Source organism: Microcoleus sp. B6-A1, assembly GCF_036705085.1.
Taxonomy (GTDB): domain Bacteria; phylum Cyanobacteriota; class Cyanobacteriia; order Cyanobacteriales; family Microcoleaceae; genus Microcoleus.
The window spans coordinates 1-19,137 of record NZ_JAUBTU010000124.1 but is presented as its reverse complement, the minus strand read 5'-3'; the positions used below and the strand labels follow the sequence as shown (position 1 = coordinate 19,137).

Annotated in this window: 14 protein-coding genes; all 14 read left to right on the top strand. The window is 43.2% G+C overall.

The window, feature by feature from the left end; genetic code table 11:
• The first annotated feature begins 276 nt into the window (after positions 1-276).
• Positions 277-594, top strand: a complete 318-nt coding sequence (locus tag QUB11_RS28730) for an IS66 family transposase (RefSeq protein ID WP_333205048.1) — start codon at positions 277-279, stop codon at positions 592-594.
• A gap of 80 nt (positions 595-674) precedes the next feature.
• A complete protein-coding gene (locus tag QUB11_RS28725; protein ID WP_445300781.1) occupies positions 675-983 on the top strand; it encodes an IS66 family transposase in 309 nt (102 codons plus the stop codon).
• Positions 984-1,526: 543 nt separating this feature from the next.
• Positions 1,527-4,454 carry an MGH1-like glycoside hydrolase domain-containing protein gene (locus QUB11_RS28720; protein WP_333205050.1) on the top strand — a complete coding sequence of 976 codons (2,928 nt, stop codon included), beginning with the start codon at positions 1,527-1,529 and terminating at the stop codon, positions 4,452-4,454.
• A 332-nt stretch (positions 4,455-4,786) separates the two neighbouring features.
• Positions 4,787-6,634 carry a GMC family oxidoreductase gene (locus QUB11_RS28715; protein ID WP_333205052.1) on the top strand — a complete coding sequence of 616 codons (1,848 nt, stop codon included), beginning with the start codon at positions 4,787-4,789 and terminating at the stop codon, positions 6,632-6,634.
• Positions 6,635-6,673: 39 nt separating this feature from the next.
• Positions 6,674-7,780, top strand: coding sequence for a ferritin-like protein (locus QUB11_RS28710; protein ID WP_333205054.1), 1,107 nt, complete (start codon positions 6,674-6,676; stop codon positions 7,778-7,780).
• Positions 7,781-7,972: 192 nt separating this feature from the next.
• Positions 7,973-8,482 (top strand): hypothetical protein, encoded by a 510-nt coding sequence (locus QUB11_RS28705; protein WP_333205056.1) that lies wholly within the window; start codon positions 7,973-7,975, stop codon positions 8,480-8,482.
• Between the two features lie 96 nt (positions 8,483-8,578).
• Positions 8,579-9,247, top strand: a complete 669-nt coding sequence (locus tag QUB11_RS28700; RefSeq protein ID WP_333205058.1) for a pentapeptide repeat-containing protein — start codon at positions 8,579-8,581, stop codon at positions 9,245-9,247.
• A 177-nt stretch (positions 9,248-9,424) separates the two neighbouring features.
• The gene (gene iolE, locus QUB11_RS28695; RefSeq protein ID WP_333205061.1) at positions 9,425-10,549 is read left to right on the top strand and encodes a myo-inosose-2 dehydratase; all 1,125 of its coding nucleotides are present in this window, start codon (positions 9,425-9,427) and stop codon (positions 10,547-10,549) included.
• An 85-nt stretch (positions 10,550-10,634) separates the two neighbouring features.
• Entirely contained in the window at positions 10,635-11,024 is a 390-nt protein-coding gene (locus QUB11_RS28690; protein ID WP_333205063.1) for an SgcJ/EcaC family oxidoreductase, read from the top strand.
• Positions 11,025-11,172: 148 nt separating this feature from the next.
• On the top strand, positions 11,173-12,156 hold the full coding sequence (locus tag QUB11_RS28685) for a sugar phosphate isomerase/epimerase family protein (RefSeq protein ID WP_333205065.1): 984 nt from the start codon (positions 11,173-11,175) through the stop codon (positions 12,154-12,156).
• Positions 12,157-12,609: 453 nt separating this feature from the next.
• Positions 12,610-14,568 (top strand): galactose oxidase early set domain-containing protein, encoded by a 1,959-nt coding sequence (locus QUB11_RS28680; RefSeq protein WP_333257132.1) that lies wholly within the window; start codon positions 12,610-12,612, stop codon positions 14,566-14,568.
• A gap of 143 nt (positions 14,569-14,711) precedes the next feature.
• Complete coding sequence (locus tag QUB11_RS28675) at positions 14,712-16,169, top strand: Dyp-type peroxidase (protein WP_333205069.1); 1,458 nt, start codon at positions 14,712-14,714, stop codon at positions 16,167-16,169.
• A 200-nt stretch (positions 16,170-16,369) separates the two neighbouring features.
• Positions 16,370-17,929: a hypothetical protein gene (locus QUB11_RS28670; protein WP_333205071.1), complete on the top strand. Its 1,560-nt coding sequence runs from the start codon at positions 16,370-16,372 to the stop codon at positions 17,927-17,929.
• 852 nt (positions 17,930-18,781) lie between these two features.
• Positions 18,782-19,137 (top strand): hypothetical protein (locus QUB11_RS28665; protein WP_333392357.1); only part of this gene is annotated, 356 nt, incomplete at its 3' end.

The following is a 19,137-nucleotide window of genomic DNA, read 5'->3' as shown; positions in this document are numbered from 1 at the left end:
AGTTAGAGGAGAACCACCAAGCGGGAGTGGTTCCAGGACAAGACTTAAGTGTTAATCTGCAAGCACTATTAGTCTGGCTAGGTAATTATGGGCATCTTTCCTACTCCAAGCTGACTGAGCTTTTGTGGGAACTCGGCAGGATTGAAGTGGGAGTAGGAACATTGCAAAAAACCAATCAACGAGTAGCAGCAGCAGTAAAGCCAGCTATCAAAGCACTGTGGGAATGGGCACCTTTACAATCAAACGTTCATGTAGATGAAACCCTAAGAGTGTGTCATGGGAGTCAAAGAATGGCTATGGACGGCGAGTATCGAAGGATTCTGTTTATTTCATGCCGCAGATACCAGGGGACGTGTGGAACTAGAAACCATGCTGGGCACAGAATTTGCTGGGGTTTTAAGCTCAGATGATTTCAGCGTTTATAATGGCGGGAATATCGCAGCCCAACAGAAGTGTCTAGCCCATTTACGACGGCATTTCAAGAAAGTGTTGGAACTTCCTGGCAACAATAATGCAGCAGTCGCTCAAATATTTCTGTCATTAATTGATGAAGCTTTTAGATCCCATGAGTCGGGAGCGAAACACGAAGGATAAACTCACCTACGACTCCTGGGCAACTGATTTCAAAATACGATTGAATAAAGCCCTTGCCACTTGGTTGAACCAAGTTGGTTATGCTCTTCTGTCTGTTACTAAAATCCTTACGGGATAAGGCAGAACAATGGTGGTATTTTCTCACTGACCCCTCGGTTCCTCCGGATAATAATAAAGCCGAACGTTCCCTACGGCTAGCTGTAACTAAGCGGAAAGTTTCGGGCGGCTCTCGTTCGATGAAACGATTTGAGGAAACTGCTAATCTACTTAGTGTGATTCAAACCTGTCGTTTTCAAGCTCGTTCAGTAATGGCTTTTTTCCGTGAGGCTATTTCTGCCCATTCTTGTGACTTGGCTCGGCCTGAGCTCATTCCCCTTTTTCAGACCTGAATCCTTACTCACTGTTGAGTTTTGGTGGCAGGTTTTTTTTCATAATTGCTATATTCTACTTTCCAGTATCACACTTGTCAATACCCACCCTCTGAATCCTTACATATTGTTTACAGTACCGCTTGATTTTGGACGTTTTTTTTATTTGGTAGTCCCTAAGAGACAAGGTGTGATATAAGCGTGTAACTATTTTTTGCCGATATTAACGTGACCTGAGTTTGAGAGATTATGCAAGATCCGACTTTTCCGACTTTACGATCCGACTTTTCCGACTTTACTATGACAGTGGCCTGAAGCTATGATAGGAGAGAGATAGGGACAGTCAACCCACGATATCTAGATGGTAAATAATTGTAAATATATCGTCAACCGGCGTTGCTGAATTGGGTTGGAAATTTGTTGTAGGCTCAATCCCCCCGTGGGTGATCCACCGCTGACGGGGTAAGCACTTAGAATTACCCCTACAGGCAAACTCATATTTTGATTCAGCAGCGCCGAAAAACTAAATCAATATCAGCAAGCATTACACCACCCAAAAAAGCCATGACCTCAATTCAACAGACAGCCGAAGGAAAAAGATTAGCAGAAGAACGCCAGAATAAGGAAGCACTTTGGAAGAAGTGGGGGCCGTATGTGAGCGATCGCCAGTGGGGAACGGTGCGGGAAGATTACGGCGATAATCCCGATCGTACTTGGGACTATTTTACCCACGATCAATCTCGTTCTCGCGCCTATCGTTGGGGTGAGGATGGTATTGCTGGCATTTCCGATAATCACCAGCATATTTGTTTTGCGATCGCCATGTGGAATGAAAAAGATTCCATCATCAAAGAAAGGCTATTTGGTTTAACAGGCTCCGAAGGTAATCACGGAGAAGATGTCAAAGAATATTACTTTTATACGGACAATACCCCCACTCATTCTTACATGAGCTGTCTGTATAAATACCCCCAAGAAGCTTTTCCTTATGAAAAGTTAATTGCGGAAAATCGGCACCGGAAATCCGTCAACAAAGCAGCGCCGGAATACGAGCTAATGGATACAGGTATTTTTGATGAGAATCGCTACTTTGATGTTTTGGTAAAGTACGCCAAAAAATCATCAGAAGATATCCTGATCGAAATTTCGGTTAGCAATCGTAGTCAAGAACAAGCAACGCTACATCTTTTGCCAACCCTTTTGTTTCGCAATACTTGGTCTTGGGGATATCCAAATCAGAACAAAGAAGATAAATCCTTAAAGACCGTTAAGTCAGAACCAGACTTAAGCGTAATAGAAGTTTTGTGTAACAATGAAGGCTTAGGGAAAAGATGGCTGTATTGTGAAGCGCCCAAAGAACTCCTGTATACAGAAAACGAGACTAATAAAGAAAGATTGGGCTGGGGTAAAAATTCGTCCTATGTCAAAGATGGCATTAACGATTATATTCTGTCTAAAGGTGATAAAAAGACAGTAAATCCCAATCAGGTAGGAACAAAAGCATCAGCACATTATGAATTAATCGTCCCGCCTGGGGAAACCAAAATTGTGCGCTTACGCCTCAGTAGCAGAGAAGGTTTAGATTCCCCATTCGGTAATGAATTTGAGGACATCTTCCGCCAGCGAAAGCAGGAAGCTGATGAATTTTATCAGGCTGTTTGTCCACATCCAATTTCCGAGGATATGCGTTCCGTGCAGCGACAAGCTTTTGCGGGGATGTTATGGAGCAAGCAATTCTATCACTATATAGTATCCGACTGGCTCAATGGCGATCCAAGTCAGCCGAAGCCACCCGAAAATCGTAAATCCGGCAGAAACCACGAGTGGACTCATTTATTTAATGAGGATATTATCTCGATGCCCGATAAATGGGAATATCCTTGGTTTGCTGCGTGGGATTTAGCATTTCATACCGTTCCTTTTGCCCTGATCGATCCAGAGTTTGCAAAGAAGCAACTCTATTTATTCACGCGGGAATGGTATATGCATCCTAACGGTCAAATGGCTGCCTATGAGTGGGCATTTGGGGATGTAAATCCGCCCGTTCATGCTTGGGCTGCATGGCGCGTTTACAAACTCGAAGAAAAGATCTATGGTCAAGGCGATACAAATTTTCTGGAAGATGTTTTTCAAAAGTTATCTCTCTATTTTACCTGGTGGGTCAACCGGAAGGATGCAGAGGGAAAAAATATCTTCCAAGGGGGATTCTTAGGATTAGACAACATTGGGGTAATTGACAGAAGCAAAATTCCGATTGAAGGCACGAGTATTGAGCAGTCAGATGGGACGAGTTGGATGGCAATGTTCTGCCTGAATATGCTAAAGATTGCGACGGAACTAGCCAAAAAAGACAAGGATTTAGCGAGAATTTATGAAGAGCTCCGCCACAAATATGAAGGTATAGTTAAAGAGCAAAAAGATGAAGAGTTGATCTCAACTTATCTGACCCTGGTGACCAAATCGGCGAGAAACAACTACGAAGATATGGCCTCAAAATATTTTCAGCATTTCCTGTTGATAGCGGATGCGATGAATAAAGTGGGTGGCAACAATATCGATATATGGGACGATCAAGACAAATTTTACTACGACATCTTGAACGCTCCTCCGGGTAAGGTAGAGGGTGCTGACAGTTCGGGTGCACTCTCAATGAAAGTGCGATCGCTAGTAGGCTTAATTCCGCTCTTTGCTGTAGAAACCATTGATAAAGAAATCGTGAATAAATACTTAAATTCCGATTTCCAAGTTCGCATGAATTGGTTCGTTAAAAATCGCCCCCAGCTTTTAACACACCAAAACATCGAACTTCTTTCCTCGCAGAACCAAACCGAGAACGCCCCAGTAGAAAAAGACTTATATTTGTCTCTGGTGAATAAAGAGCGGTTGCAACAAATTTTGAGTAAAATGTTGGATTCAACCGAATTCTTGAGCGATTACGGGATCCGTGGTTTGTCAAAATACCACGAAAAGAATCCTTATGTATTACGTGTGCAAGGTCAGGAACATCGCGTGGAATATGAACCCGCCGAATCCAAGTATCCGATGTTTGGTGGAAATTCCAATTGGCGCGGCCCGATTTGGATGCCTGTGAATTTCCTGCTTATTGAGTCCCTCCAGAAATTTTATTCTTACTGGGGAGATGAAATAAAAGTTAAGTGTTCCACCGCCAATGGGGAAATCAAAGAGATGAACCTCTGGGAAGTATCGATGGAGTTATCTCATCGGCTAACCAGTATTTTTCTTAAAAAAACCGGTTCCAATCCCTCGCAATCCTCCTCCTCCAATGATTGGCGACCTGTTTATGGCGGGTCAGACAAATTTCAAAACGACCCGTACTGGCGCGATTTGATTCTTTTCTATGAATATTTTCATGGAGATAATGGTGCTGGAGTTGGTGCCAGCCATCAAACTGGCTGGACTGGGGTAGTGGCCAATCTAATTCAGCAGTTGGGAGAAAACGCTCAACCAAAGCAGGAAGATGCAAAACCTTAAATAGGCTGGACGGGGGGGATTGTTTAAATCCCCCAACATCGCGGAAAATAGGCTAGGGAAAATAAGAACTTTGATAGCCTTTCCAATCAACCTACTAATCAAGAGAACTAAACATAACCAGATGAGTCTGTTCCTAAACTTTATGACACCTGTACTCTATAGACTTTTTTGGACAAGTGGCTAACAGCCCAACCAAAAGCAGGTCAGTGTTTACGACCTCTAAGCGGTGAAGGAATCTTCACTAATGATAAATTTGAAGCAAAATTTCTCCCCTGCTCTGAAGGTATTCCCCCATTAATCCATGTCAAAGAGTAATTTTTAAGGAGTAAGCAATGAGTCCAATTCCGGAGCACGTACTATCCGTTGATTGTGAGACTGTCTCTAAAACGTTTTATGATGCTGTCATCGTAGGATCTGGTGTTGCTGGAGCTATTGTTGCTAAAGAATTGAGTCAACAAGGAAAAAGGGTTTTAATCCTGGAGGCAGGAGAAGCTAAGGATTTAACCCTTGCAGGCTTTCAAAGTTACATTGACACCTTCTACGGTGCGACAGCGAAAAACCCAAACGCTCCCTATCCCAAAAATCCCAATGCTCTAAGCCCCACGGATGACGATCACTATTTTGTAGAAAAAGGCCCTATGAGACTTAGTGGGTCTTATACAAGAGTTCCTGGTGGAACAACGATGCACTGGGAAGCGAAAACCCCCCGGATGTTACCGGAGGATTTCAAATTACAGACTCTGTACGGACAAGGGTTGGACTGGCCGATTAACTATGAAGATCTGATGCCTTACTACCGTAAAGCAGAGTACGAAATTGGGGTTTCTGGGGACGTAGAGGAGCAAGAAAAACTAGGCCTTCCATTTGAGCCTGGCTATGTTTTCCCGATGGAAAAGATGCCCCCCTCTTACTTGGATCAGAAAGTTATTGAGAAAGTTGAGGGGACTAAAGTAGAACTCTATGGCAAGCCTTACGAGTTAAACTTCTCGACTTTTCCTCAAGGTCGCAATGGTGTACCGAATCCTAAATACGCTGACTACGATCAGGGTAATCTCTTTGTTCCCGAAGGCGTTAGCAGTACCAGTCCGGTTCAGTATGGGGAACGTTGCCAGGGGAACGCCAACTGTGTTCCTATTTGTCCAGCTCAAGCAAAATATGATGCTCGCAGAACTTTAATTAAGGCCTTCCAAACCGATCGGGTTCATTTACTCTCCCAAGCGGTGGCTTTTAAAGTAGAAATAGATCCCGAAACTGGTAATGTCACTGCCATTCACTATAAGCGTTATGAAGACCCCCATTCTCCTAAACACACGGTAGGACTCGCCAAGGGTGCTTTATTTGTCTTAGCGGCTAATGCGATCGAAAATGCTCGGCTGATGCTCGCTTCTGACCTGCCTAACACCAGTGGAATGATAGGCCACCATCTCATGGATCACCCCTTTACGTTAGCTTGGGCTTTGATGCCTGAAGTGACCGGCACTATGCGAGGACCTATTGTTACATCAGGAATTGGAACCTTTCGTAAAGGCGAGTTTCGTAGCCAACAATCCGCCTTCGCGGTAGATATTCACAATGATGGTTGGGGATGGGCAACGGGATCGCCCTCCACTGAAGTCACTGATGCAATTGACAACAAAAACAAATATGGACAAGACCTGCGCCAGACATTGATTAGTCGCATTTCACGACAACTGCTGCTGGCTTTCATGTGCGAATTACTTCCGGAGTACAGTAACCGAGTCACCATCGATTCAAATTACACGGATCAACTGGGTAATTATCGTCCCGTTATTAACTTTAATCTCCCCGACTACAGTATCCGAACCCTTGCCTACACCCGAAAACTCTCTCGTGTAATTTTCCAGCGTTTGGGAGCTGAAGATTATACCCACTACGATCCTTCAGACCCCGCTTATTTTAAATTTGAGGGCGAAGGTTTCTTCTACCGAGGGGGAAACCACTTTTCTGGAACTCATATCATGGGAACAAATCAACACAACTCAGTTGTTGATTCACATCTACGTTCTTGGGATCATAACAATCTCTTCCTAGTCGGTGCAGGAAGTATGCCAACGATTGGGAGTTCAAATACAACCTTGACCATTGCCGCACTGACTTTTAGGGCTACGGAAAAGATGCTTGAGGATTTACAGTCTCCCGCTTTGCAATTAGCGTCGTAGTCCTGAAAAAATCGAGAACACATTGCCACCAGAGGTATTATGACCACAGACGAAAGTACAAACGACGGTTATGAACTGATTACAGAGGTAGAACATTTGCATTACTACCTCAAACAAGCCCTGAAGCTAGAACACGCAACCATTCCTCCATACATCACTGCACTTTACTCCCTCAAACCTGGAACTAACTTAGAGGCTTTTCATATTATCCGCGCGGTTGCTGTAGAAGAAATGCTACACCTAACCCTCATCGCCAATATTTTTAATGCGGTGGGCGGAAATATGAAATCCACCCTAACAGCGCCCGATTTTGTTCCCCAATATCCAACAGGTCTACCCACGGGAGCGACCGATTTTAAAGTGGGTTTAAGCAAGTTTTCCCCAGAGACAGTTGAGACTTTCATTAAAATTGAACGGGCCGAAGAAGTCGAAGAAGACAAGCCCTTAGTCGTGTCTCGACCCAGACAAGAGCATTCTCACTTTTTGACGATTCAGAATGGTAATCCGTCCGATACTTTCTACAGCATTGGGTTATTCTATGCAGAGATCGTTCGTGGTCTCTATGCGCTGCATAAACAGATGGGTGATGCTCTGTTTTGTGGCGCTCCTCAGCGACAAATCACCCCACAATACTACTATAACGGTGGTGGCGACATTATCCCCGTGAGGGATCTGCGTTCAGCAATCCGGGCCTTAAAAATGATTCAAGAGCAGGGAGAGGGGTCAAGAGGCGACGCTATCTATGACGCAGAACGAGAACTAGGTCATTACTATCGTTTTCAACAACTCAAATTACAACGCTACTATGTGATCGACAACGATGATCCGGAACAGTCAGATCATCCGGGTCATCCAACTGGTGCGTCTTTTAAGGTAGATTGGGACGCAGTTTATCCGCTGAAGAACAATGCCAGACTTAGCGATTATCCTGAAGGCACAGAAGTGTATGCGGCAGCTAAAGAATTCCAGTCCGCCTACAGTAAATTCCTCGCAGACCTTGAATTCGCTTTTGATGGACATCCTGAAGCTTTGATTCCCGCAGTCGGGGGAATGTTCCGGCTTAAGGAACAAGCTACTAATCTAATTCGTAATCCTATCCCCGGTATGGATGGGGTTCATGCCGCTCCTATCTTCCGATTAGACTAATAGAGATCCATTTCTCACCCCTATTTTTCCTCAAAGTCTTTGACGGATTTCTAGCACTACGCTCAAAGATTAGGACATCACCACACGGTATCGCTTATCAATAGCAAGACTTTTGCTGATGCTCGATGACTTAGTGCTAGAAAACTTAGAACGCACTTGCTGCTAGAAAATTTTTGTGGAGGTAAACAACTGATGGATATTAATGCACCTGATTTTATGGAGTATTTTCTCGATTTCTCAGTGGTGTTAACGGGTTTTTCGCGGTTTCATCTACAGGGAACCGGACAAGCTTCTCTTTACTTTGGCACCATTCGGGATATCATTGGTCAAGATATGTTCGGGGAATTATTACAAACCTTTCATCGCCTCGATCTCGAAGCACAAAACAACAATGACGAGTCTATCTTGACTAACGGGCTTCGTTCTGAAATTCTGGGGTCTGAAAAATTAGGACCGATCGCCCGCAATATCATTAAGCTTTGGTATGTGGCTACCTGGTATGAAATGCCAAAAGATTGGCGGGAGGTTTTTGGGAGCCCAGAAAACGATAAAACCTTTATTCCGAGTCCACAAGCCTATCCAGAAGGACTCTTATGGCCTACGATTGGTGTTAACCCACCGGGCGCAAAAGGTCCCGGATATGCAACTTGGAGCGAACCCCCTTCAGTCACCTTAGTAGAGGCTAAGAGTCATTCGGCCTAGCGGCTAATGACCTGGCACCATGCCTCAGTTAACCTCTAAAAATTTTATCTTTGAGCCGGACACAATAGCCCACCCTTTCTAATTTTAACCTTGAACATGAATATTGCCTCTTGGTTTCGTAGACTTTCTACTATTGCCTTGTCGATTCTCCTTAGCTTAACGATTTTTAGTGCTCCCGCTAACGCTTTCGTTGGGACAGATTACGAGCTGTTGCGTTTGAAGAACGCCTGTGCTAGCTGCGATCTATCGGGACTGGATCTATCGAATCAAGATTTATATGGCGCATTACTCACTGGGGCAAATCTATCCAACGCCAATCTCTCCGGTTCCCTACTCGTTGAGATAAACCTTGAAAAAGCTACTTTAACCGGAGCCAATCTATCCGGCGCTACACTGATGGGTAGTAAGTTGTCCGAGGCTAACTTAACAGACGCTAATCTTTCTAATGCAGATTTGTATAATTCCCTCATGATTAAAGCAAATTTAACGAGGGCAAATTTAACGGAGTCGGATTTAACCTCTGCCGTTATTTCTGATGCAAATTTGTCTAATGCTGTGGTGAAAAATGCAAAGTTACAAGGAGCAATTCTTTCTAGATCCATATTAGTAGATGCAGATTTTTCCAGTAGCAAGATGAGAAATACAAAGTTATCAAATGCTACTCTAACGGGCACTAATTTTAAGGCAGCAGATCTGTTGAATTCGCTGATGCCTGACGGGACTACTTATAATGGAAATGTCTCCCGATTTGGCGCTTCTCAATGAGATATGAGTCCTTAAGGATTCTTTTCATGACGAGGGGGAAGAAGATTTGAAAACCATCTTCGCCAGTGTACCTAAATCTATCCTTTAAGCATTTTCTTCGTCTCATCCCTAACTCTTTGCCGATGTAGGGAACAAGAATTTCAGTAACTCCACTTCACAGACTAGGAATCCTAAGTCATGTTGACCAAAAATGAGCGCAAGATGAAAAAATATCGAATTTTCGAGCAAATGAGAGCTATTCGTCATCTATCCGTGCTGTTAGTTGTCTTAATCTTTGGGATAACTAGCTTAACGCTTCCCGCCACGGCTGCTACAACGGGAAACAATTCGATCCTGGTATCTCTGGTTCCCCCTTCATATCCTGGGAGCTTAAACCCAACATTCGATCGCACAAAAGTGAAGTTTGGTATTACGCCAACAGGTTGGAGTAATAGTGACGATCTTTCTATCGATCTTACCCCTCGGATCCCTTACCAGCAGATTCTCAGTGAAATAGCGCTATCTGGCTTCGTAGGGACGCAAATGTCACCTAAATATCCAAAATATCCAGAGGAGAAAGATGTTTTAAAAAGCGAGTTAGCACTTCGTAACGTGGTAATTTCTGAACCTTGGGTCGGAACTCACTTTACTCAGGAAGGGCAGGGGAAGGAAACTATTGAAGAATTCGATAAACAAGTAGCATTCATGAAGGACATGGGTGGTACAAAGATTGTGGTAGCTGAATTGGGGGGTGCCGTTCATCAACAAGTCCCAGGTGTGGACCCTTTAACTAACAGACCGCATTTTAGTGACCAGCAATGGTCGGATTTATTAGAAGGGCTGAATGACCTTGGTGAAAGAGCCAAGGGCCAAAGTATGCAGTTGGTCTATCATCCCCATATTGGTACGGGAGTAGAAGACTTCGCTGATATCGATCGCTTAATGAGCGGTACAGATCCTGAAACTGTTAAGCTGCTGCTCGATACTGGTCATTTGTACTACGCAGGAGTCGATCCGCTGGCCGTCACTCAAAAATATGCCGATCGGATCGAACACGTTCACTTGAAAAATATTCGTCAGTCAGTTTTAGACGCATCTAAAAAAACGGGTCGTAGCTTTTTAGATTCGATCCGCGCAGGGATATTTACCGTTCCGGGAGATTCAAAGGGCGCAATTGATTTTCAGCCAATTTTACAAGAGCTTGCTAAAGCTAAGTATAAAGGATGGCTGATGGTGGAGGCAGAACAAGACCCTCATAACACTAATCCTTTGAAAGATGCGGTAATTGCTCGCAGTTATCTACGCGAAGTGACTGGTTTGTAGCAACAACAGCAACCCAGACCTCAACCAATTAGGTCTGGGTAGTTCCTCTCGTGAAAATCTACAGTTCCTCAACCGGAGTTTAGCTATGAATAACGATAAAGACCAGATCAGAGAGATATTTGAAGAAGTCTATGCAGCAAATGTTAGGTCATGCGATCTACAGGGTTATGCAGAGATGTACACCGAAGCGGCTGTCTGGATGCCACCCGATCAACCCGATCGGCTGGGAGTTCCTGAGATTGTTGAAGCCTTTGCCGCTCAGATCGCTGAGCAAGATATCGATCCAATCTTCGTCGCTGAAGAAATCGAAGTGATGGGCGATTTTGGTTATGTCGTCGGTATATCTCAAGCAACGATTCACCCGAAAGATGGCAGTGCATCTAAGGAAGTCAAATTTCGAGCACTATGGTTAATGAAAAAAGAGGAAGACATCTGGAAGATTGCTCGCCAGATTTGGAATGTAAAGCCTTTGTAAGGCTAAGCTTTACCTAAAAAAATGAGCGGTAGAGTGTCGGGGCGCGTTTAGTAAAAAGTTCAGCATCAATAATGATTCTTCTTTCAAAACGCGCGCTGATTATTGGATGATATATACAACACGAAGTAATTCTAACAGGAGTGACAAGATGTTTGTTCCCAAGGATATCTATCTTAGTTTTTTCATGTTTACAACTAATCTGAAACCTCATGACTCCGAGTATAGGAAAGTTGTCATTCAGCACATGAAAGAGCTGAAGAAATTCGGTTACACTGGCTTTGAGTTTCCGATCGCGCCAGGGGAGCCTAAAGATTACCCACAAGAAATTGAGAATTACGCCAACCTGCGTCGTGCTATGGACGATGAAGGATTGAGTGATGTACAAATTACAACAAACGTTGGTACTACTCCGAGATTCGATCCGAGTTCACCTTCCCCAGAGGTACAGAAAGAAGCCTTGGAGTATCTTAAGGCTCGGGTTGACATCACTGCGGCGCTACGGGGTGAAATTATGATGGGTCCGCTAATTGTACCTTACGGATACTTCAATAATTCCCTGTGGAGTGACCAACTCCAAAATGATCTTGCAGTTCGCTATACTAACGCGCAACCGATCCTAAATGAGTTAGGTCTATATGCAGAGGATAAAAACGTCAAATTGGCGATCGAGCCAGTAACTCACTGGGAAACTCCAGGTCCTAACAAGTTATCACAATTAATTGAGTTTCTTAAGAAAGTTGACAGCAAACAAGTTGGTGTTGTGATTGATAGTTCTCACGAAATACTTGATGGTGACGGACCTGAGATTTTTGAAGAACAAGTAAATTGGCTTGCAGATGAGGGGCGGCTTCATTACGTCCAAGTTTCTCATCCGGATCGAGGAGCTGTGCATACAAGTTGGATTCCTTGGGAGTCGCTGTTTAAACCTATTCTCCAAGTCTATAAGGGACCCATGGCAATTGAGATTTTTAATGCTATCCCAGAGTTTCTTAACTCCATTCGTCTGACTCGACGCAAGTTTTGGATACCTGGAGAAGATCCTGAGAATCAATACCCAAGTGCCTACGACATTGCCAGAGAGGCGATCGTCGTCACACGAAAGGAATTAAATCAAATAACCTCCAAACAGTAGAAATAGAACTGTTATACAACTTTGAGTAAAACAGTTCTATTTCTCTTGGCGCAACTGCTTTCCTGATCTGGCTAAGACAGATACATTTAAGCCGGACAGATGTGTTACTTTTTTGGGCGAACGAGAGCTACCATTCAAGTTTGTTGTATATAGTAGCCATAGTTTCTTGGACGATGAATCTTCCTATAAAGAGAACATAAAAACGTTGACAGACTACATTAGTTCGCTAGATCAGTAATTAGGTTAGAAGGGAGTGACAAGCACTCTGAACACTCGTGAGTTCAGGGTTGCCAGTTCATTAACTATCACTCAATGTTGTTGAATTTTTAGTAAAACAGTTCTACAACATTGAGCGCAACTGAGAGCCTGAGATTACTGAGCAAGACCTGGAACTAGAGTTTCCTAAATCAAGCAGGTTTTTCAGGATTTCGGAAAATTCGACAAAAGGCAACTATGATACTCAACAAATCAATTAAAAGAACTACCCTTATCTCGCTTTTTCTTGTTTTGATTTTAACTGCAACTTTTACCATCTGTGGATGGAAGCAGGCGATCGCATCTCCCCTAGTCGGTTCTAAAGAAGAAATGGGAGAATGGGAAACCATCCCAATGGCTCCTCCAGAAAGCCGGATGCAGTCTGTTCATACCGTACTCCTTCCCAATGGAAAGGTTTTGAGCGTTAACGGCAGCAGCTTTCGGAACACCCTAACTAAGAATGACAAAGGAGAAGATGTCTTTATAGAAGGGGTGGGAGCAGGAGACTATGATGCTATTAATAATGCCTCCCTTTTCGATCCTAAAACCCAGCAATTTGAGCGCATTCCTTCTCCACCTGCAATGCAATATGCGGAGAGTAACGATTTATTTTGTGCTGGTCATTTGCAACTAGACGATGGCAACGTCCTTTTTATTAGTGGAACTGGACGCTATTACCCTGGCGGACGATTTACAGGCTCTAGGCAAGCCAATATTTATAATTGGCAAACAGGCAAGTGGTCGCCTGCGGGTCAACTTAAAGAGGGGCGTTGGTATCCAACTTTAGTCTCCCTAGCCGATGGCAAAATCGTAATTTTTTCAGGTCTAAAAATTAATGCCCCCAACCAAATTAACCCCAGTATTGAAATTTACGACCCTAAAACTGGAAAATTTCACTATATAGACCTTACAGCAATCGATAACAGTCCCTTCAACACCTACATCGAAGGGGCTGATGGTTACGATAGCATTGACCTCTATCCTAGAGTTTTTCCAACTGCTGACGGTAGACTTTTGATTACTGGGGATGAAGCTGGCATTGCTAATGTTTTAGTTCAAAGTAAAAGCAAGAAAAGCTATTTAATGTCCGTCCATGAAGACGCAGCGGGTAAATTATCTGTCAGCTTTGAAGTTGGGCCTGAAAGATTTGAAACTTCTAAAGCTTACGGAACTGCCATTCAAGTTCCCAACTCTGAAGATGTATTACTAATCGCTGGGATGATTGGTACTAATGATATTAATTTTGGACGTGGAGGTAAAACAGATAACTATCCAGGATCTAAAGTTGCCTCTAGTTTACAGCGTTGGGTGTCTCCCGAACAAAGCAAAGAAAAGAACGGCAAGTGGGAAACTGTAGAGAAGTTTCTAGACAAACCTCGCGCCAATGTGGAAGCAGTGATTCTACCCAGCAAGGAAATTTTAGTAGCCAATGGTGGTGAATATCCAGAATACAAGCCTATCTATGAGCCTGTACTCATGACTCCTAATTCACAGGAGCCAGGAGGCTACAGCATCAAGTCAATGAATTCAGCCAAACTACCCAGACTTTATCATAATGGAGCTATCTTGTTACCAGACGCTCGTGTTTTAACGATTGGTGGTAATGGTAATCGGGTAGCACGGGAAAAAGATGGAACTCTTCACGTTGACATCGGGCGAGATGCGGCAAATAACTTCGTCCTAGCACAGCTAACCGACAAATCGGGTCAGGCTAAACAGTTTAGCCTGGAAGAGTATTACAAATCTCCTCAAATTTATTTTGCTAAGGGTGACACAGAACCCTTTGTACCTGCTGAAATTTGGCAAGCTGAAATCTTTAGTCCCCCCTACCTATTCAAACCTGGTTCTAGACCTGAAATTGTAGAAGCTCCTAGCATTCTCAAATATAGTCAATTGGACAAGATATCAGTTAAGGAGGCTACCAAAAATGGTTCTTTAGTCTTGGTTAAACTGGGTGCAGAAACACATTCTTTCGATTTTGGGCAGCGATTGGTTGAGTTACCGATAGAAAAAATAGCTCTGGGGGAGCAGTCGGAAATCGACTTTAAAGCACCAACAAATCCCCATCTTTACCCACCAGGGTACTACATGATGTTCTACCTCAATGATGTAGGCAAACCTTCCCACGCCAAGATGGTGAAGCTAGAAGCGGCTTAAAAACATTAGAGCTTACGCTTGACGAGGCGAGAAATCTGATTTCTTTACGTAAGCTCTAAACCTCTTCAAAATTTGTTATCTATTGCGAGATCGGCATCGCAGCAACAGTCCGCTCTAAACTCTAGAATAAGGGAGTCAATACAATGACACTAACAGACGAAGATTTGCAAAGCCTACCTGGAAATGGCGAAGGCATTGACCCAGATAATCCTGGTAAATATAAAGAATTACTTGAAGATTTACAGGGCAACATCCTCAACTCTCACGGACGAGATTATAGCGTGTATCTGTTTTTGCAATTCAAGCTAGAGCAAACAGATATGGCAAAGCAGTGGATTCGAGATTTTGCCCAGAAGTATGTAAAATCTGCTAGCCAGCAGGCAGATAGCGCACGTCGGTATAGAGAAGATCACATCAATGGCGGTGTATTTAGCAACTTCTTTTTATCACGTAAGGGTTATGAGTATCTGCGAATTCCTCCAGCGAAAATCCCTAATGATCAACCTTTTCGTTCCGGTATGAAAAATTCAGCTATTCAGAATTCGTTAGGCGATCCACCTTTTAAGGAATGGGAACTAGGATATCAAGCTGACATTCATGCCTTAGTAGTAATGGCAGATGATAGCTTAGTAGAGTTACTACAAAAAGTTAACAAAGCGATGCAAGACATACGTCAGGTTGCCGAAATTGTTAACCGACAAGATGGTTTTATTCTCAAAAATTATCGAGGACAATTTGTTGAGCATTTTGGCTTTGTTGATAATATCAGTCAACCTTTATTTCTAAAACGGGAAATTGAATTAACCAAAGAAAAGGGCTGTGACTTCACCAAATGGGACCCGAGAGCGTCTCTCGATCTGATCTTAGTTAAAGACCGCAACGGTAAAACAGAAGACAGTTACGGCAGTTATTTAGTGTTTCGCCAACTCGAACAAAATGTCAAAGGATTTCGTGAAGACCAGCGAAACCTAGCTAACAAACTAAATATAACTGACGATTTAGCTGGTGCGATGGTTGTTGGTCGGTTCTTCGATGGAACGCCACTCACTCTCAAAGATCAACCTCTGTATGCAAACCCGATACGACCGTTGGATACCCTCAACGACTTCGATTACAGTGATGATACACAAGGAACAAAGTGTCCTTTCCACTCTCACCTCCGTAAAAGTAACCCGCGAGGAGATACAGGACGTATAGAATCTTCGGTTAGTTACGAAGATTCCTTACAATTAGAAAGGCGGCATCGCATCGCTCGTCGGGGCCTTAGTTATGGAGAAGATGACCTTACAAAGGAACCTGAAACAGGGTCAGGATTGCTCTTTTTGTGCTTTCAAGCTGATATTGAAAATCAATTCAATTTTATGCAATCAGCATGGGCTAATCAAAAAAACTTCTGCCAAATCAATGTGGGGCCTGATCCGCTGATTGGTCAGGTTAGCGGTAAGGCATCTGGTCAACCCATAGGAACTCAGAAATGGCCGAAAAAGTGGGGGGAAGCGGAAACCGAACAATATGACTTTAGCCTGTGGGTTACCATGAAAGGCGGTGAATACTTTTTTGCCCCTAGTATCAGCTTTATCAAGAATATAGGACTTACGTAAAGTCTCTATTTTTAGGGCGTGTTAGCGGAGCAAAAGCATGGTAATATGCCATATAAACAGGCCAATATTGAATCTTTAAGTTAGGGGTACGCTCTCAGGCTAAATTCAGCGAATAGTGAAAATAATTGGATATCGTTTGCTTTCAAGCTTATTCTCAATTATAGAAGTTTAGCTAATAAATACAAAAAAAGGAGTTAGGTATGGTTAACCTCAAAGAAAGAATTACCCAAATCGCCGAAATTGTCACCTATTTTCCAAGTTTTATTGCCCAAAATTTGGAAAATTTCTCCTCCCTGAATTTGAAGTTAGTAACAATTGGATTATTAGTAGTAAGTTTGGAGCTATTAGCACCTACGAGTGCTAATGCTCAAGGCCAAATCGTGGCTGAGCCTGCTCAAGTCACAGTGTCAGGGATGCGTGGAACTGTTGCAACTCGCAATATCGTCCTGCAAACTAATACGCCGATAAATAATTTGCAGTTAATCCCCTTGGATTTGAATAGGAGTGATGGGGATAGTATTTTTCCGGCACAGGCAATTAGTGTGGAAAAACCTTCGGTCAGTTCAACCAACCAGAATCTCATGATGACCTTGGTAAAGTTTGACCTGAATAAAGTCATTAGAAGTGGAGAATTTAACGGAAAGCTGTGGTTGAGTTACCAAGATGGAGAGCAAGTTATCCCTGTAACTATAAAAGTGAAAGACCATTGGTTTTTACCATTACTCATCCTATTAATAGGCTCAGCATTAGGCATCAGTGTTTCCATTTATCGGACTCAAGGGAGACCGCGCGATGAGATTTTAGTCCGAGTTAGCCAAGTTCGCATCCAAATGCAAGATGATGCAGATTTTCTAAAATTTGAGGAATTTAAAGCGAGAGTGGAAGCACATTTAATTGATGTAAAAATGGCGCTTCAAGGGGAACGCTGGGACGAGGCTAAAAATGCAGTTCAGCAAGCAGAGTTAGTCGAGAGTAAATGGCTCAAAGGTCGTGCAGATTGGTTGGCACAGTTAGGTTATTCTGATGAAATCAAGCAGCAGTTACAGGATCTAGAGCGGAGCCTTCCTTTTGTACAGACGGTGCATCGCAGTTTGGAAGATGCGCTAAGAGACGCTCCCGATTTAGACAGTCCCGTGCAATTGCGCGATCGCCTCCAAGGATTAGCTGAACAAGTGAATTCTTACCTTTCACTGCAAGCTAAGATAAAACAACTTTATAGTTTGAGCGAGGAGTTGTCTGTTGAGCAGGCAAAAAATTGGCAGCCTAAAATACAGAATTTAGAACAGCGGATACAAAGTTTACAGCCTGCTGATTTAACAAAAGATGCTAATTTAAGGGATGAGGTAGAAGGGGCGATCGCGGAAATTACAGAACTGCTTTCGCAGCAAGCAGATATGGTAGATCCGACAGAACTCGATTTCGGGGTAAACGTGACGGGGGCGATCGCCAAAGGAGTCCAAATCCGGGATATAATGATAAATTTACTGGGAGCCGCACCCTCTACTAGCTTAGTGAGTTGGGAAGAGCAAGCGTCGGGTGCGAATGTACGTTTGAAGGTTTTTACTGTGACTAGCTACATAATTGCGATCGTGTTTTTAGCCGGAGCAGGTTTTAGCCAACTTTATGTTGATAAACCTACTTTTGGAGATAATCCTTGGAACGATTATTCTGCACTGATGGCTTGGGGTTTTGGAGCAGAGGCTACCAGAGATGCTGTTACAAAGGTGGTGCAGGGGTGGAGTTTACCTGGATTAAAGTGATGTTAAACTCGTTTGTATCAAGGAAATGAATTTTCGATTAGTTGCTGCTCTCTGTAAATTTATTAAGGGGAATAGATGGAAGCATATTCGAGGTTTTTATCATCATAAAGTTCGTTACCTAACTATTAAAGTATGGTTGTGTAGTCAGGGAAACTATATAGTATGTATAAGGGTAAAGAAATAGAACAAGTCATTCAAAAGGCGGGGACAATTAATATTTTTACCCCCCTATTCTGCATTTTTTTGCCTCCCAAAAATGTAGGGTCAAAGGTTAAAGGTATTCTTTGTTGTCAGAGTACGAGAACATATAAACCATTGGCGAAGGGTTCTGGGTAATCGCATTTGAACTCTCTTGGTGAACCAGACCTCTGTCTTGTGGTTGACCCACTGCTGTTATTAGACCTCATTTATTTGAGAAAGGCTATAGAGACATTTACGCTCCGCTTTGTCAGCTTTGACAACAGCTATATCTTATAGATTTGTGCGCTGGCTGCAAGAAAATATGGACGTATTTACTATCTATAGCAATCCTAAATCTGTACCAATATGTAGGGGTAGTGCTAAGAGTGCCTACCCCCAGGGATCGGGGCAACCACGGGGGGTTTGCCCCTACAACAATTACACAATTCATTTAGGATCGCTATATAAAGCCAGTTTTTGCTTGGTTTGGGCTTAAAATTTGTTTAAGTCCTGTTAGCCATAAAAAAAAATCAATTAAAAATTTATGCTCCTATGCCCTTCCAGGATTAAGTTCGACAGTTTTATATTGACGTTATAATTAGTGTATTAATAACCGAAAATAATTCGTTTTCCGGCATCTGGAAAGCGAGAGATAATGAGAGGAAATGACCCATGAACGTCTTTGAGTTTGAGATTACCATTCAGAGCAAATCAGGCGAGAGTAGCTGGCCCATTGTTGTCAGGTGTAAGCAACCGGACGGACTAACCATCCATTCAAAAGAAACTCTCCAGCTAAATCAGGAGGACTTGAACAAACTCACTCAACAGCAAGAAAACGAGAGGGAATACGGCACCCATCTTGGCAAAGCTCTGTTTCAAGGGGCTGTGTACGACACCTTTGTTCGTGCCCTATCCAAAAGTAGTCAGGACTCCCTGTTACGAATTTTGCTGTCGATCGAAGCGGCTGACAATGACCCTATCAAAACCTTGCATTGGGAAAGGCTGTGCGCTCCGATTGATGCCGATGG